14 protein-coding genes and 1 pseudogene are annotated in these 16,498 nt (G+C 59.6%); 4 read left to right on the top strand and 11 right to left on the bottom strand.

The genetic code is table 11. The features are described from left to right. From folP to F7P80_RS15310, 3 genes are all read right to left on the bottom strand, one after another. Positions 1–855 (bottom strand): dihydropteroate synthase, encoded by an 855-nt coding sequence (gene folP / locus F7P80_RS15320; RefSeq protein WP_151045898.1) that lies wholly within the window; start codon positions 853–855, stop codon positions 1–3. Between the two features lie 65 nt (positions 856–920). After that, positions 921–2,846, bottom strand: coding sequence for an ATP-dependent zinc metalloprotease FtsH (gene ftsH, locus F7P80_RS15315; protein WP_054065507.1), 1,926 nt, complete (start codon positions 2,844–2,846; stop codon positions 921–923). Between the two features lie 159 nt (positions 2,847–3,005). Then, positions 3,006–3,659, bottom strand: coding sequence for an RlmE family RNA methyltransferase (locus tag F7P80_RS15310; RefSeq protein ID WP_054065506.1), 654 nt, complete (start codon positions 3,657–3,659; stop codon positions 3,006–3,008). 32 nt (positions 3,660–3,691) lie between these two features. Between F7P80_RS15310 and F7P80_RS15305 the strand changes: the two genes are divergently transcribed. Together F7P80_RS15305 and F7P80_RS15300 are read left to right on the top strand one after the other, a co-directional pair. Next, positions 3,692–4,165 (top strand): YhbY family RNA-binding protein, encoded by a 474-nt coding sequence (locus tag F7P80_RS15305; RefSeq protein WP_054065505.1) that lies wholly within the window; start codon positions 3,692–3,694, stop codon positions 4,163–4,165. Between the two features lie 14 nt (positions 4,166–4,179). Next, entirely contained in the window at positions 4,180–4,929 is a 750-nt protein-coding gene (locus F7P80_RS15300; protein ID WP_054065504.1) for a glycosyl transferase, read from the top strand. A 164-nt stretch (positions 4,930–5,093) separates the two neighbouring features. On the opposite strand, the gene gdhA is transcribed toward F7P80_RS15300, so the two are convergent. The 4 genes from gdhA to F7P80_RS15280 all read right to left on the bottom strand — a co-directional run bounded on the left by gdhA (position 5,094) and on the right by F7P80_RS15280 (position 10,165). Further along, entirely contained in the window at positions 5,094–6,440 is a 1,347-nt protein-coding gene (gdhA, locus tag F7P80_RS15295; RefSeq protein ID WP_151045896.1) for an NADP-specific glutamate dehydrogenase, read from the bottom strand. Positions 6,441–6,862: 422 nt separating this feature from the next. Then, the gene (locus F7P80_RS15290; RefSeq protein WP_077344823.1) at positions 6,863–7,702 is read right to left on the bottom strand and encodes a MurR/RpiR family transcriptional regulator; all 840 of its coding nucleotides are present in this window, start codon (positions 7,700–7,702) and stop codon (positions 6,863–6,865) included. A gap of 2 nt (positions 7,703–7,704) precedes the next feature. Then, positions 7,705–9,792 (bottom strand): DNA mismatch repair endonuclease MutL, encoded by a 2,088-nt coding sequence (mutL, locus tag F7P80_RS15285; RefSeq protein ID WP_428840873.1) that lies wholly within the window; start codon positions 9,790–9,792, stop codon positions 7,705–7,707. 124 nt (positions 9,793–9,916) lie between these two features. After that, the gene (locus F7P80_RS15280) at positions 9,917–10,165 is read right to left on the bottom strand and encodes a YMGG-like glycine zipper-containing protein (protein WP_054065519.1); all 249 of its coding nucleotides are present in this window, start codon (positions 10,163–10,165) and stop codon (positions 9,917–9,919) included. 258 nt (positions 10,166–10,423) lie between these two features. Between F7P80_RS15280 and F7P80_RS15275 the strand changes: the two genes are divergently transcribed. After that, positions 10,424–11,074, top strand: coding sequence for a DedA family protein (locus F7P80_RS15275; protein WP_151045892.1), 651 nt, complete (start codon positions 10,424–10,426; stop codon positions 11,072–11,074). Between the two features lie 811 nt (positions 11,075–11,885). Continuing rightward, positions 11,886–12,845, top strand: a pseudogene (locus F7P80_RS15270) (IS481 family transposase); the annotation flags it as partial. Between the two features lie 183 nt (positions 12,846–13,028). Here F7P80_RS15270 and F7P80_RS15265 read toward each other — a convergent pair. The 4 genes from F7P80_RS15265 to tsaE all read right to left on the bottom strand — a co-directional run bounded on the left by F7P80_RS15265 (position 13,029) and on the right by tsaE (position 16,498). Then, entirely contained in the window at positions 13,029–13,508 is a 480-nt protein-coding gene (locus F7P80_RS15265) for a hypothetical protein (protein ID WP_151045890.1), read from the bottom strand. Next, the gene (locus tag F7P80_RS15260; RefSeq protein WP_151045888.1) at positions 13,509–14,222 is read right to left on the bottom strand and encodes a hypothetical protein; all 714 of its coding nucleotides are present in this window, start codon (positions 14,220–14,222) and stop codon (positions 13,509–13,511) included. It abuts the gene before it with no gap. A gap of 327 nt (positions 14,223–14,549) precedes the next feature. After that, entirely contained in the window at positions 14,550–15,989 is a 1,440-nt protein-coding gene (locus F7P80_RS15255) for an N-acetylmuramoyl-L-alanine amidase (RefSeq protein WP_054066714.1), read from the bottom strand. Further along, positions 15,986–16,498 (bottom strand): tRNA (adenosine(37)-N6)-threonylcarbamoyltransferase complex ATPase subunit type 1 TsaE, encoded by a 513-nt coding sequence (gene tsaE, locus F7P80_RS15250; RefSeq protein ID WP_054066713.1) that lies wholly within the window; start codon positions 16,496–16,498, stop codon positions 15,986–15,988. Before tsaE ends, F7P80_RS15255 begins: the two co-directional genes overlap by 4 nt.

Raw genomic sequence — 16,498 nt, 5'->3', positions numbered from 1 at the left:
TCAATTCTCTTGTGATGCGTTGTTGTGTGTCTGGTCGTGCATGGCTTGCCAGACGGACAGTGCAGCCCTGGTTTCAGCCACATCATGTACGCGCACAATGCGTGCGCCGCGTTCTACGGCCAGCAGGGCCGCTGCGACGCTGGGAACCATGCGCTGCTGCACCGGCAGTCCACTGACCTGGCCCAGTGAGCCCTTGCGGGACCATCCGGCGAGCAGGGGAAAGTCTAAATCCAGCAGCTCCGCCTGTCGCGCCAGCAAGGCAAAATTTTGTGGCACGCTTTTTCCAAAGCCGATGCCATAGTCCCAGACGATGCGATTGCGTGCCACGCCACGATCCAGCAATGCCTGGGTTTCGCGCAGCAGAAAGTCGCATACCTGAGGGACAGCATCGCCCTGCATGTGCTGCAGGTGCATGTTCTGCGGCGTCTGGTGCATGTGCATGAGGCAGACACCACAGCTGTGGTGGGCTGCGACCACATCCTGTGCGCCGGGCTGGCGCAGTCCCCAGACGTCATTGATGATGTCCGCTCCCAGATCCAGCACAGCCTGCATGACCTGTGGTTTGTAGGTATCCACAGAAACAGCCACGCCCAGCCGGACTGCTTCCTGTACTACGGGCAGTACGCGTGCCAGTTCTTCCTCCAGGGGGACGGCGGGCGAGCCGGGGCGGGTGGACTCTCCGCCGATATCCAGAATATCCGCACCGTCCTTGATCAGCTGCTCGGCATGTTGCAGGGCACGCTGGCCCTGGTACTTGCCGCCATCCGAAAACGAGTCTGGGGTGTTGTTGACGATGCCCATGATCAGAGGGCGCTTGAGGTCCAGCAGGAAATGGGTGGTTTGCCATTGCGGCATACGTTGATCTCCAATGGGCAAAGAAAAACGGGGCACTATGGCCCCGTCTGATGTGTAGTGCTGTCTCAGGCAGCGCTAGGCGATGGATTGGTGTCTACGGATGTAGCGCCACCGCTGGAGTTGTTGTTGTCGTCCGATGGGTTGGGCGTGCGGGGAACGAAGTCCTTTGGAGGACGGGGCTCCTTGCCAGCAAAGATGTCGTCCAGCTGCTCGGAGTCAATGGTTTCCCACTCCAGCATGGCCTTGGCCATGGCGTGCATCTTGTCCTGGTTGTCTTCGATGAGCTTGCGTGCCAGATTGTACTGCTCATCGATGATGCGGCGCACTTCGTCATCCACCTTCTGCATGGTGGCTTCGGACAGGTTGGCACCACGGCTGAAGGTGCGACCCAGGAAGGGTTCGCCTTCCTGCTCGGAATACACCATGGGGCCAAGTGCATCACTCATGCCGTAGCGGGTCACCATGTCGCGGGCGATCTGGGTAGCGCGCTCAAAGTCGTTCGATGCACCAGTGGTCATCTGGTTCATGAACACTTCTTCTGCGATGCGGCCACCGAACAGCATGGCGATCTGGTTGAGCATGTACTCCTTGTCGTAGGAGTAGCGATCCTTCTCGGGCAGGCTCATGGTCACGCCCAGTGCTCGACCACGAGGGATGATGGTGACCTTGTGCACAGGATCGCACTTGGGCAGCAGGCGGCCGATCAGGGCGTGGCCCGCTTCGTGGTAGGCCGTGTTGCGGCGCTCTTCCTCGGGCATGACCATGGTCTTGCGCTCGGGGCCCATGATGATTTTGTCCTTGGCCTTTTCGAAGTCCTGCATCTCGACAGTGCGCGCGTTACGGCGTGCAGCCATCAGAGCAGCTTCGTTGCACAGGTTGGCCAGATCAGCGCCGGACATGCCGGGCGTGCCACGGGCGATCACGGAAGCGTTCACGTCCTGACCCACAGGGATCTTGCGCATGTGCACGTTCAGGATCTGTTCACGGCCACGGATATCAGGCAGCGTCACATAGACCTGACGGTCAAAACGGCCGGGGCGCAGCAGGGCAGCATCCAGAATGTCGGGGCGGTTGGTTGCAGCCACGACGATCACGCCGAGGTTGGTCTCAAAGCCGTCCATCTCGACCAGCATCTGGTTCAGTGTCTGCTCACGTTCATCGTTGCCACCACCCATGCCGGCACCACGCTGGCGGCCCACAGCATCAATTTCGTCAATGAAGATGATGCAGGGAGCGTTCTTCTTGGCGTTCTCGAACATGTCGCGCACACGGGCAGCGCCCACGCCGACGAACATTTCTACGAAGTCCGAACCGGAGATCGAGAAGAAAGGCACCTTGGCTTCGCCGGCAATCGACTTGGCCAGCAGGGTCTTACCTGTACCAGGAGGGCCGACCAGCAGCAGACCACGGGGAATGCGGCCGCCGAGCTTCTGGAACTTGTTGGGGTCTTTCAGGAAGTCCACGACTTCCTTGACTTCTTCCTTGGCCTCGTCGCAGCCAGCCACGTCAGCAAAGGTCACGCTGTTGCTGTTTTCATCCAGCATACGTGCCTTGGACTTGCCAAAGCTGAAAGCGCCGCCCTTGCCGCCACCTTGCATCTGGCGCATGAAGTAGATCCACACAGCAATCAAGAGGAGCATGGGGCCCCAGCTCACCAGCAGGCTCATGAGCAGAGAACCTTCTTCACGGGGCTTGACGTCGAACTTGACATCGTGGTCGATCAGATCTCCGACCAGGCCGCGATCCAGATAGGTCGCAGTGGTGCGAACACGGCGATCATCGTTTGTGAGTGCAACGATTTCGGTGCCACTGGGGCCTTCCTGGATGGTTGCACTTTTGATGCGGTTGCTACGCACATCTGCCAGGAATTCCGAATAGCCGATTTGGGCAGCACCTGCACTGCCACGGGTATCAAATTGCTTGAATACCGTGAACAGCACCATGGCAATGACCAGCCAGACGGCAATTTTTGAAAACCACTGATTGTTCAAGCGGGGCTCCAGAGGAAAAGAGGAGAAACATTCATATGGGAAAGGGGTGTTTCCCAGATGTGGCTCATTTTAGGTCTTTCAAGCGAGAGCGCCGAGACCCTATTCCCGCCAAGACAACGGGATTCAAGGTTTTTCTGCGCCAGCAAGGGGGCTGCCGTCTTATTTCAGACCGATTCCGATCAGGAAAGTTTCTGCGGACTTGTCACGCGAAGACTTGGGCTTCAGGGGCTTGACCACCTTGAAATGCTCACGGAACAGCTTGACCAGTTCGTCGTAGCCGGGGCCGTGGAACACCTTGGTGACCAGCGCGCCTTCTGGGCGCAGGTGGCGGGTGGCGAAGTCCACGGCCAGCTCGATCAGGTGGGCTACGCGTGCGCCATCGGTGGTGCTGTGGCCGGAGAGATTGGGGGCCATATCCGAAACCACCACATCCACCGGCCGACCCTGAACCACATCTTCCAGTTGAGTGAGTACAGACTCATCGCGGAAGTCGCCCTGGATGTAGTGCACGCCTTCAATCGGCTCCATGGGCAGCAGGTCCAGAGAGATGATAGTGCCGTTGAGTTCACCTGCGGCTGCGCCGGTGGGCGATAGTCTGCGGCGCAGGTACTGGCTCCAGGCGCCGGGGGCGCAGCCCAGGTCGACCACAATCTGGCCGGGCCTGATGAGCTTGAAGGTCTCGTCAATTTCCTTGAGTTTGTAGGCTGCGCGTGCGCGGTAGCCGTCCTTTTGTGCGGCTTGCACATAAGGGTCGTTGATGTGCGCATGCAGCCAATTCTTGTTGACCTTCTTGCTTTTCGTTTTGGTATTCATCGCAAATTTCTTCCTGCCTCGATAATACGGGCATGCCCCAAATTGAATTAACTCCCGCTGAGCGCCGGGAACACCGCGCCAATGCCCACCATCTGGACCCTGTGGTCATGATTGGTGCTGACGGCCTTACACCGGCCGTACAGAAGGAAGTTGACGCCGCTTTGAACGCCCACGGCCTGATCAAGGTTCGTGTGTTCGGTGACGATCGCGCCGCACGTGAGCAGGTTTATCTGCAATTGTGCGACGAACTGAACGCTGCCCCCATCCAGCACATCGGCAAGCTGCTGGTGCTGTGGCGTCCCATTCCTGAGAAGGACAAGGCCTTTGACGAAGACCGTATGCCCGGTCCTCGTGACGTCAAGCTGCTGAAGTTTGGCCGCGCAGGCACCAAGCCTACGGTCAAGCAGATCCGCGTGCTGGGTAACCAGCGCCTCACACAGGGTGGCCTGATCAAGCGTGCCAAGAAGGCCAAGCCCAAGTCGCTCAAAAAAGGTCGTCCTGATTAAAGGCGCACTGCTGCATGACAGTTACTGCTTCCACATCTTCCGAGCGTCACATTCTGTGCATGAAGTGGGGCACCAAGTACGGGCCTGAGTACGTCAACCGCCTGTATGCCATGGTGCGTCGCCATCTCAGTGGTGATTTTCGCTTTGTCTGCCTGACCGACAATTCCGAAGGGATTCGTCCCGAGGTGGAATGTCTGCCGATTCCTTCGCTGGACCTGCCGCCTGGCATTCCCGAGCGCGGCTGGACCAAGCTGACCACCTTCAGCAAGGATTTGCATGGCCTCAAGGGCACGGCGCTGTTTCTGGATGTGGATGTGGTGATTACCGGTCCGCTGGATGACTTTTTCACCTATCCCGGTGAATTCCTCATCATCCACGACCACAAGCGCCCATGGCGCATCACTGGCAATTCTTCCGTCTACCGCTTTGAGCTGGGTGCGCACCCTGATGTGCTCGAGTACTTCCGCGGTCACTTTGAAGCAATCCGCAAGCAGTTCCGTAACGAGCAGGCCTATCTGTCGGATGTGCTGCACAAGCAGGGCAAGCTCAAATACTGGCCTGCTGAATGGTGCCCCAGCTTCAAGTACCACTGCATTCCCTCCTGGCCCACGAATTACTGGAAGCCACCGTTTGTGCCGGATAACGCGCGCATCGTGATCTTCCATGGTGAGTGCAATCCGCCGGATGCACTGGCAGGACGTCGCAACCGGCGTTTCCGCTTTATCAAGCCTGCCACCTGGGTGGCCGAGCACTGGCGCGAATAATTCCGTTTCTTTTTTTATTGCTACATAGACCAAGCCCCTCTGGCCGTGCCTGAGGGGCTTTTTTGTATGCCTGTGCGTTGGCCGCCAGGCATTTTCCGCAGTGCTGAAAAGCGAAAAGGGGCCTTGCGGCCCCTTTCGGTACTTTCAGTGAAACGCCCAGGCGATCAGATCACGCCTTGAGCCAGCATGGCGTCAGCCACCTTCACAAAGCCGGCGATGTTGGCGCCGTCGATGTAGCTCACGGAGCCGTCGTTGCGCTTGCCATACTTCAGGCAGGCGGCGTGGATGCCTTGCATGATCTGCAGCAGGCGTGCGTCCACTTCTTCGGCGGTCCAGCTCAGGCGGCCAGCGTTCTGGGACATTTCCAGACCGGATGTGGCCACGCCGCCCGCGTTCGATGCCTTGCCGGGGGCGTACAGCACGCCAGCGGCTTCGAAGGCCTTGGCCGCTTCGATGGTGGAAGGCATGTTTGCGCCTTCAGCCACGCACAGCACGCCGTTGGCGATGAGCTGCTTGGCATCGGCTTCGTCCAGTTCGTTCTGGGTGGCGCAAGGCAGAGCCACGTCGACCTTGATGCTCCAGGGGCGCTGGCCTGCCAGGAATTCCACGCCGGGCACCTGGGCGGCGTAGTCGCTCACACGGCCGTACTTGTTGTTCTTGATGTCCATCAGGATGGCCAGCTTCTCGGGCGAGAAACCTGCAGGGTCGTACACGGTGCCCGAAGAGTCGGACACGGTCACTACCTTGGCGCCCAGCTGCATGGCCTTTTCCACGGCGTACTGGGCCACATTGCCAGAACCGGAGACGGAGACTGTCATGCCCTGGAAAGACTGGCTGCGGGTCTTGAGCATTTCTTCCGCGAAATACACCGTGCCGTAGCCGGTGGCTTCAGGGCGGATCAGCGAGCCGCCAAAGCTCAGGCCCTTGCCGGTGAATACGCAGGCAGCGCTGTTGGACAGCTTCTTGTACATGCCTGCCATGAAGCCCACTTCACGGCCGCCCACGCCGATGTCGCCCGCAGGTACGTCGGTATCAGGGCCTACGTGGCGGAACAGCTCCTGCACGAAGGCCTGGCAGAAACGCATGACTTCGGCAGGGCTCTTGCCCTTGGGGTCGAAGTCGGAGCCGCCCTTGCCGCCGCCCATGGGCAGGGTAGTCAGTGCGTTCTTGAAGGTCTGCTCGAACGCCAGGAACTTCAGCACGGACTGGTTGACCGAGGGGTGGAAGCGGATACCGCCCTTGTAAGGGCCAATGGCCATGCTGTGCTGGATGCGGTAGCCACGGTTGACTTGCACCTGGCCCTTGTCGTCGGTCCAGCAGACGCGGAACTGAATGATGCGCTCAGCTTCCACCAGACGCTCCAGCAGGGCCTGGTCAGCGTACTTGGGGTTTTGCTCGATGAAGGGCCACAGCGACTCCATCACTTCGGTGACGGCTTGCAGGAATTCAGGCTGGCCGGGGTTGCGATCAGCGACGTTTTGCAGAAATTGGTCGAGGTTGGCGTACTTCATGGAGAGCAGGTCTTTCAAGGCACAAAAATAAAAGCGCCACAGCGCATGCCCAAAATTATGCCAAAAATGTATGCCTTCATGCACCAAAACAGGCATGACATGTATAAGTTTGGTGCATAACTGAACAATGTCAGTGCGTGCATGCACAGTTTTTGGCGCTTGCTGCACAGAGGAAGTGCGGCGGTTGCAGCTGTCTGGCGCTTGATTTTTGATAGCACTCCGGGTGTGCTGTGATGATTGCTCTCTTTTGGATATGTAGGCCATGCCTGATGGCGCATGGTATGCAGCGCTGAGGCTGCTTCAGTTTTACAAGCAGCTAGCGCCCGATTTATGGGTACTTCAAATACAAAAGCGCCTGAAGTCCTTGAACTTCAGGCACTGCAAGCTATAAAAACAATGAATGACTGGCTGTGTGAGCCGTTTCAGATCAGCTCAAACGGAATCGCACCCCACTGGATGGTGTGGGCCGCCAGGCCGTAGGCCAGTGCCTGGGCTGCGCTGGTGTCGGTGAGGTGGCGCACCTCGGGTGCATGCGATGTGGTGTGGCAGCGCAGCAGCCAGTCCGAAGGGGGTGCATGGCTGGCAGTGTCGGTAATGCAGATCAGCTTGGCGCCGAGCTTGCGGGCGCGCTCGCACAGGTCGGCCATGTCGGCACGGATGCCGCCCAGCGCAAACAGCACCACCATGTCGCGCGGTGCAATGCGGGCCAGTACGTCTTCCACGGTTTCCCCCGCGGCCGGTGCGCCGTAGATAGGCTTGTCCAGCCCCGCCATCAGGTGGCCGCGCAGGGAACGCGCCAGCATGTGGTTGTGCTGCAGGCCCACGCAGAAGATGGCCGGAGCCTGGTGCAGGGCCGAGGCCATGGCATCCATGGTGCTGGCAGGAATCTGCGCCAGCGTGGCGGTCAGGTTGTCCTGCAGCTGCTGCCACAGCAAGGCGCAGTTGGGCGTGCTGGGCGAGATGCTGACGTCGGCCGCTGGCAGGGGCAGGCCGCCGGTGCTGGCTTCCAGGCGCGCGGTGCGGCGAGCTTCTTCATAGCTGTCATAGCCCAGGCGGCGGATAAAGCGCGTGACCGTGGCGTTGGATACGCCCGTCAGCTGAGCCAGTTCGCTGGCGCTGTAGCCTGCCAGGTTGATGGGGTAGTCCAGCACCACCTGGGCCAGCTTGCGCTCGGTGGGAGAGAAGGTGTCGAGCGCCGCGCGCACGCGTGCGAAAAAGGGAATGGACATGCGTTGGGAAGAAGAAGTGGTGGGCGTAGCCATGATCAACGGCCTCGCAGAAACAAGGCGTCAAGCTCTTTCATGCTCAGCTGCCGCCAAGTGGGGCGGCCGTGGTTGCATTGGTCAGAGCGCTCGGTGGTTTCCATCTGGCGCAGCAGGGCGTTCATTTCGTCAAGCGTGAGCCTGCGGTTGGCGCGCACCGCACCGTGGCAGGCCATGGTGGCCAGAATTTCATTGCGTGCGCGCTGAATGACGCCGGAGGCTTCATGCTGCTCCAGCTCCGCCAGCACGCTGCGCGCCAGTTCTACGGCATCGCCTTGCGCCAGCGTAGCAGGCACGGCGCGCACGGCCAGCGTCTTGGGCGAAAACGGCGCAATTTCCAGCCCCAGCACGCGCAGTGTCTCTGCATGGGCTTCGGCCGTGGCCACTTCCTGCGGCGTGGCGGCAAAGGTGGCAGGTATCAGCAGGGGCTGGCTGGCAATGGGCTGGTCATTGCCCAGTTGGGCCTTGAGGCGCTCGTAGACGATGCGCTCGTGGGCGGCGTGCATGTCCACAATCACCATGCCTTGCGCGTTCTCGGCCAGGATGTAGACACCATGGATTTGCGCCACAGCACGGCCCAGCGGCCAGTTGCTGGCTGTGGGTGCAGGGTTGGATGCTTCAGATACAGCAGCGGCTTGCGCTGGATTAGCAAGGTTTTCCGTATGTTTTGTATCTGAAATGCTTGTGGATACAGCGCTGGTAGCTTGTAATTCTGTAGCTGTAGCTGTAGCTGTAGCTGTAGCTGTAGCTGCAGGTGCAGATGGGGGGGCAGATGCAGAAGTGGGTACAGATGCGGGGGCGGTGGCAGGTGGCGTATCGGCCTTGGCTTCACGCAGTGGGGCCCACAGCGCCTGCAGGTCGCTGACCTTGTGCCCAGCCTGCTCCTGCAGCGGCATGCTGAACTGCACTTGCGCCTTCATGGTTGGGCGTACAGGTGCGCTCACCTTGGGTTGCCAGAGCGCGCTGGGGTTGGTGGTGGCGGCGACTCCGTCTGACTGTGCGGCAGTGCCTGCGGCGGCTTGCTCCTGCTGGGCCAGCAGTGCCGCGCGGGGGGCGGCCAAGGCGTCTTCCACGGCATGCTTGATGGCCTGGTGCACTTCGCGGCTGTCGCGAAAGCGCACCTCGATCTTGGTGGGGTGTACGTTCACGTCCACGCGGGCGGGATCGATCTCCATGTACAGCGCGTAAATCGGCTGTTTCTGGCCGTGCAGCACGTCTTCATACGCACTTTTGGCGGCGTGGGTGATGACCTTGTCGCGCACAAAGCGGCCGTTGACGTAGCAGTACTGCTGGTCCGGGCGGCTGCGTGCGGCATCGGGCAGGCCTGCGCGGCCATAGACGGTGATGCCGCTGGAAGCCGAGGTGCGCAAAACAGGAATCGTGTTGGCGATGAAATCGTCGCCCAGCACATCGCTCAGACGCCGGGCCAGAGCGTCGGCGCGCTGCTGGCTGTCCTGCGGATCAAAGCTGACGGCACGCCACTGCTCGACCAGCTTGCCTTCGTGCCAGATGGCAAAGCCCACATCGGGGCGCGCGAGGGCATGGCGGCGCACGGACTCGATGCAGTGCGCCAGTTCCGTGGCATCGCTCTTGAGGAATTTGCGGCGTGCGGGCGTGCTGAAAAACAGTTCCTTGACTTCCAGCGTGGTGCCGCGGCTGCGTGCAGCGGGGCGCAGTTCGCCGCTGCGCGCTTCCAGCAGCCAGGCCTGTGGCTCACCGTCCAGGCGCGAGAGGATGGAGGTTTCGGACACCGAGGCAATGGCTGCCAGTGCCTCGCCACGAAAGCCCATGGTGCCTACGTGTTCCAGCTCCTGCAGATCACGGATCTTGCTGGTGGCATGGCGGCGCAGGGCCACGGGCAGCTCTTCACGGGGAATGCCGCAGCCATCGTCTTCTACGGCAATCAGGCGCACACCGCCCGCGAGCAGGCGTACGGTGATCTGGGTGGCACCAGCGTCCAGGGCGTTATCGACCAGCTCACGCACGACAGAGGCAGGGCGTTCGACCACCTCACCTGCCGCAATCTGGCTGATCAGCTCATCGGGCAGGTCCTGGATGGAACGGCGGGTAAGAGGGGGGGTATGAGGGATATCCACCCCGGTGATTCTATGCAGTGTGGCTGTCTGATACAGGCTGTGCGTGGTTTAGGGCTGTAGCCAGGCGTAAAAAAAGCCGCTTCAGGAAGCGGCCAAAGAAGGGGAAAGCGAAAAATATTCAATGGCGTTTTTTGCCGCGGTGTGGCTGGTCGGATTTTTTGCCCACTTCATTGCCAATCAGTGCACCGGCGGCTGCACCGCCCACCGTGCCCAGTGTGGAACCAAAGACGGCATCGCCGAGCAGGCCACCTGCGACTGCGCCAACGCCTGTGCCAATCTGCGCATTGCTGGGGGAATTGGTGGCGCAGCCGGCCATGGCCAAGGTGATAGCCAGTGCGCCGCTGAGGAAGATGGTACGTGTGTTCATGTTCGGCTCCTGTTGAGTAAGCGGGTGCTGCAGTGCCTGCAGCGCATGGACAGTGACTGTGCCAGCAATGTTGCAGCGGTCTTGCAAAGTAGCTGTTATGGCCGCGTGAATTACGTAAACGAATGTTTTTTTGCTGCAAACAAGTGTGATGCCTGTCACGCAAAGTGAGGGCCGCGTCTGCAACGCGGTACAGTGCAGGCCGTGCTCTGCCAGTCAGGCTGACGTCTGGGTGGTGCACTGTTGCAAAGGATATGGATTGTGGAAATCGTTGCTTTTTTGATTGACTTTACCTTGAACGTCGACAAGCACCTGGAGGCGTTTGTGGTGGCCTATGGCCCCTGGGTGTATGCCTTGCTGTTCATCATCGTGTTTGTGGAAACCGGCGTGGTGGTCATGCCGTTTCTGCCCGGGGATTCGCTGCTGTTCATCGTGGGCGCCATGTGTGGTGCAGGCATGATGGACTACTCCATTGCCGTCCCTATCCTGCTGGTGGCTGCGGTGCTGGGCGACCAGTGCAACTACAGCGTCGGGCGTTTTTTCGGCCCCCGGGTGTTTCAGTGGGAAGACTCGCGCTGGTTTAACCGCAAGGCCTTTGACCGTGCGCATGACTTTTATGAGCGCTATGGCGGTGTGACCATCATCCTGGCGCGTTTCATGCCCTTCATCCGTACCTTTGCGCCTTTTGTGGCTGGTGTGGCCCATATGTCGCGCGGCAAGTTCACGATGTTCAATGTCTCGGGGGCCATTTTGTGGGTGGTGGGCATCGTGACGGCAGGCTACTTCTTCGGCAATCTGCCCTGGGTGAAGGAGCACCTGGAGAAAATCATCTGGGCGCTGATTCTGATTCCTGGCCTGATCGCCATCTACGGCGGCTGGAAGGCTGGCCGTCAGGAAAAGCAGACCGCCTGAGCTGTTTTCTGCTGCTCTCCCTCAAACGCTGCCGCTGGCAGCGTTTTTTTATGCCTGATTTTTGAATGATTTACGGCATGGGTGCAGCCGTCGCATCTACAGATATTTTTTTGCATGAATGAAGTGGCCATTTTTTCAGCACTGTCAACGGGCAGATTTACATGGAAAAAATGTGCATGAAAAAACGCATTTTTTACAGGTATGCACATTTTCGGAAGCTTCCTAAACATGCAGATGGGCGCCCTGCCTAGACTTTGCCCTGAAACAGGTTGCCAGCTGCTATGCGCATGAAAGAGCTGTGTGAGGCGGCAGGAAAAAAGTGAGAGGGCGTGCCGTGTTCAGCCGTCAACCCAGCGGGAAAAGATCAAATGCCGGGTGTGAGTAGTTGCTTTTGTATTGCAATGACTGAGGCTGCATGTGTCACCTCAGGTTGAAAAAAGATGGATGAAATAAAAATATTTTGCAGAGATCAAGCACTATGCCGTTATTCCGAATAATGAGCTTTGTGATATTCGCATGGCTTTCTGCGCTGTGGTGTGCGCTGATATTGTTTTACGCTTCCATGGACTGGCAGATGGAGTATCAGCTGGGTAGCGTGGGGGATAAGCGCGCAGCAAGCATTCACGCGGCAGAGGTCGGTGATGGCCGTACTGCCAAGCATGTGCTTGAAACCACGAAGGTCCGGCACGCAGAGCACTAGCTGTCGGGTCCCGGACGATTGGCCACTTAAAAACAAGCGTCCGTTGCTGCATGGCCGAGAGGTACTTCGAGAAGTTCTGGCAACATGGCAAGCCCGTGCCAAGGCGTTGCCATGCTGATCAGTCTTCATAAGAACGCCACGACCACACCTGCCACCCGCCTGGCATTGCAGCAAGCCACTGGTACAGATCGAGAGTTAGCACAGCAATACGGCATTGGCATAGCGACCGTGCGTAAGTGGCGCAGCACAAGCACGGTGCATGACGCCAGCCACACGGCCCATCACCTGCAAACTACGCTCAATGCAGGGCAGCAAGAGCTGGTTATTTATCTGCGCAGCCAGCTGCGGCTACCTCTGGATGACTTGTTGGCGGTGGTGCGAGAGTTTATTGAGCCGGCCATGAGCCGTTCTGCGCTGGATCGCTTGCTGCGCAGACGAGGCTACTCCAGATTGCCCGTACAGCCCAAGCCTGAGAGCGAGCACAAACCCTTCAAGGCGTATGAGCCTGGCTATGTGCATGTAGATGTGAAGTACCTGCCCCAGATGCAAGATGAGGACAAGCGCCGCTATGTCTTTGTTGCCATTGATCGGGCCACACGCTGGGTGTTCATTGATATCAAGCAACACAAGACGGCAGCGTCCGCCAAAGCCTTCTTGGCCGCCGTCCGCAAAGCTGCAGCATTTAGGATTCACACCATCCTCACCGACAACGGCAAAGCGTTCACAGACCGCTTGTTTGGCAGTCGCACTCGCCAGCCCACAGGCGAGCACGAATTCGACCAGCCATGCCAAGCACTGGGGATAGAACATCGGCTCACCAAGCCCAGGACGCCAAAAACCAACGGCATGGTCGAGCGCTTCCATGGCCGCCTGCGTCAAGTACTGCGCTCGCACCACTTCAACAGCGCAGAGGATTTGGAAAAGACGCTGCACAGGTTTGTCTGGCTGTATCACCACCACTTACCGCAAAAGGCACTGGGGCACGAAGCCCCAGTTCAAGCACTCAAAAAATGGAAGATGAAAGCACCTGATTTATTCATCAAGAACGTGCGCCATCATCCGGGACCTGACAACGGCTGCCGGCGCTGGGGTTGTGCTGGCTCAGTCCTTTGTAGGCAGAAACCTGCAGCTCACGCATCTGGTAAACCTGCCACAGCCGCGCCAGCCGCTGGCTACGCTGGTCTTCAGGAAAACGTGCCAGCACATCGGCGCTGAGCTGCTCAGCCTGCTGCCACTCCTGCAGGTCCAGTGCGGTCAGGCCCTGTTCCACTTCCACGCCGTGTGCGCGTGCAGCGCGGCTTCGGCAATTTTGAGTTCCTGCTCTGCCAGCCTGGGCCAGCCACGTATGCGGTACAGCTGTGCCAGGTCGGTGCGCAGATTGTTATTGGCGGGTGCGGTGCGCACCATGTGTTCCAGCCGATGCTGCGCATTGGGCGTGGCATTGGCATACAGGTCCATCAGGGTCGAGGTATGGATGGCGTCGAGGTACGGCGCATTCGGAATTTTTTGTGCATCGCCCTCTACATAGCGCCATGGGGCGTAGTGCTGTGCCAGCACCGGTGCCAGCTGCTGTGCAGTGCCCACAGCGCCCTGGTCGGCATAGGCAAACAGCAGGCCATGATCCTGGTTGCGGCGGATGCCTGCATCCTCACGCAGATAGCTGCGCTGTATGAGCTGCTCATACAGCTGCGCCGCTCGTTCTGGCTGGCGCAGGTACAGATAGGCTGCAGCCACCTAGGCCATGACGTAGTCCGGGATGGACACGCCTTCTGTCTGCAGTGCCTGGAATTCCTGCACCAGCTCTTGCATGGCATAGCACGCATGGAAAGCCTGCAGGCGGTTAAGGCGCACACGCTGGTACAGGGGCTCAGCGCCTGCTCCTGCGTATTGCAACTGTGTCAGCAGTTGCCTGTACTGCTGCAGTGTGCGGTCGGCGATGGCAAAGCGTTCCTCTTCGCTGCGCGTGCTCAGGTCCGCAAAGCGCACGCTGAATGCCAGCGCATCGGCCTGCAGCTCCCAGTGCTGCATGGGGCTGAGCAGCCCGGGGTATTGCTGCGCGATGCGCAGGGCAGCCTCTGGCTGGTGGGCACGCTGCAGTGCCAGCACATACTCGCGGACGACGTAGCTGCGCTCACCGGCCTCGGCCATGGCCCGGTCTACATACTCCAGGCTGGCAAACACCCCGTGCTGGCGCAGCTGGGCATAGGCCATGACTAGCAGTGCATCTACATTGCGTGGCTGTTGCAGCAGCAGATGCTGGGCCATGGTCACGGCCTGCGCTGCAGCGCCGCTGTCTGCCAGCACATAGATTTCGCCCCAGGTGTAGGCCGTTTCTTCGGGATGCTGTCGCTGGCCCTGGCGGTACAGCTTCAGGGCTGCGTCCCAGTCTCTGGCATCACGCAGAGCCTGTGCCTGCTGTAGCAGCGTACTGCTGGCATGGCTGCGCACGGGGCCTGCTATCAGGCATGCACAAAGCAGGCTGAAGCACAGGATGCGTCGGTACGGTCGTGGGTGAACTGTCCCTCGCAGTTCAGGTGTCACTCGATGACAGCGCATGGGGCTTATAAATTATTTGAATTGAGTTGTTTGGTTTTTTGTTTTTATTAATTCTCTGACATCAAAGAGCATGTGTTTGTCAAACAGTGTCAGAAGGCATCGGCATGAGCCACATGCCGTCTTGCATCAAGCCGTGCGGGAGGAGAAAGCATGGATGCAAGATGCAAAAAACCCACGTTTTCAGGCGTGGGTTTTGGGGAGAGCGGTTGCAACGTTCCGTCAGATGGAGCGTGAACGCGGCATGGGTGGGTGCTTGGCAAAGTACTGCAGGATGCCTTTCATGAGTGCATCGGCCAGCTTGGCCTGGTAAGCCGGGCTGCGTAGCTTCTGCTCTTCGCCGGGGTTGCTGATGAAGGCCGTTTCCACCAGCACACTGGGAATGTCTGGCGCCTTGAGCACGGCAAAGCCTGCCTGCTCCACGCGTGGCTTGTGCAGCTTGGCAAAGCTGCCCAGCTGGGTGAGCAGTGCGGTGCCGAGCTTGAGGCTGTGGTTGATCTGGGCGGTGGTGCTCATGTCCAGCAGCATCTGCTGCACGGCAGCATCCTGGCTGCGCACATTGAGGCCACCGACGAGGTCAGCCTGGTTTTCTTTGTTCGCCAGCCAGCGCGCTGCCGTGCTGGTTGCACCTTTCTGGCTCAGGGCAAACACGCTGGCACCGGCGGCAGAGGGCCGGGTGAAGGCGTCTGCGTGGATGCTGATGAACAGGTCCGCCTGCACGCGACGCGCTTTTTGCACGCGTGTGCCCAGGGGCACGAAGTAGTCGCCATCACGTGTCATATAAGCACGCATGGGGTTGCCGCCCACAGAGCTTTTGTTGATGCGATCGCGCAACTGTTTGGCAATTCGGAGCACCACGTCTTTTTCCCGCGTGCCCTTGGGGCCGATGGCACCCGGGTCTTCGCCTCCATGACCAGGGTCCAGCGCAACAATGATGATGCGATCGGTTTTGGTGGCATTGCCTGGTGTCTTCGCAGGCTTTTTGGCTGTGCTTGGCGCTGGGGGCGCAGCAGGGGCGCTGGGCTGGGTTGGTGCGGCCGGAGGCTGAGCAGGCGCGGCGGGGGTGTCCGGGCCGCTGTGCTTGGCAATCAGGTCAGCCAGCGGGTCATCGCTGTCTGCAGGCAATGATGCGCTGGGGGCAGGCGCAGTTGGGTCTGCTGCATCGCGCAGGCGGTCCTGAATCAGGGCCTCCAGCGGGTCTACTGGCGTGGCGGGATACAGGTCGAACACCAGGCGGTGCTTGTAGCTGGCCACAGGCTTGAGCGAAAACACTTGCGGCACGGCCTTTTGCTTGAGGTCTATCACCAGGCGCACCACGGTGGGCGAGTTCTGGCCGACGCGGATGGCCGCAATATTCGGATCGTCAGGCTGGACTTTGGCGACCAGCTCCTTGAGTTCGCCGTTCAGTTGCAGGCCTTCGATGTCTACGGCCAGACGTGGCGGGTCATCCACCAGCGTCTGTTTGGCAGACAGCGGCACATCGGACTCCAGCGTCACGCGGGAGTAGTCTTCGGCCGGCCATACGCGAACGGCCACAATGGTGGCTCCAAAGGCCAGGTGCTGTTTGCCGGCCAGCAGCAGGGCCAGGCTGCCAGCTTGCAGCAGGGTGCGTCGGTTAGGTCGGTAAGCGGTAAATAGGGGGTGCGCGGCGTCTTCGCTCATTGTGACCAGTGCTGCAGCATGTGCCGTCCACGCTCTGTGCTGGTGCGCAAAGTGACACGGCGTTGTGTTTCGTCAATTGCTTCAATATAGATAGCTAGATCCGCTGGTGGAGTCAGCGAAGCAGCTTTTTCCGGCCATTCTGCCAGTTTCAGTCCTTCACTGGCGAAGATATCTCTAAAACCCGCATCTTCCCATTCGCGTGGGTCGTCAAAGCGGTAGAAGTCAAAGTGCCAGATGTTCAGCTGCGGCGTTTCGTGTGGCTCCACCACGGCATAGGTCGGGCTCTTGATGCGGCCCTGCACCCCCAGGCTGCGCAGCAGGTGGCGCACCAGCGTGGTCTTGCCTGCGCCCAGGTCACCGTGCAGCGTGATGTAGGCATTGCGCACCTCGGGCATGGCAGCCAGTTCGGCCGCAAAAGCCGCAGTGGCTGTCTCGTCTTGCCAGGTCAGTACGCGCTCGTCTTGCATGGTGCTTTCTACAATCGGTGGGTTATGGTTTGCAGCAGTCAA

This window comes from Comamonas kerstersii, assembly GCF_008801935.1.
In the GTDB taxonomy this organism is placed as follows: domain Bacteria; phylum Pseudomonadota; class Gammaproteobacteria; order Burkholderiales; family Burkholderiaceae_C; genus Comamonas; species Comamonas kerstersii.
The sequence above is the reverse complement of the archived record's forward strand: the minus strand, read 5'-3'. Positions and strand labels throughout refer to the sequence as shown.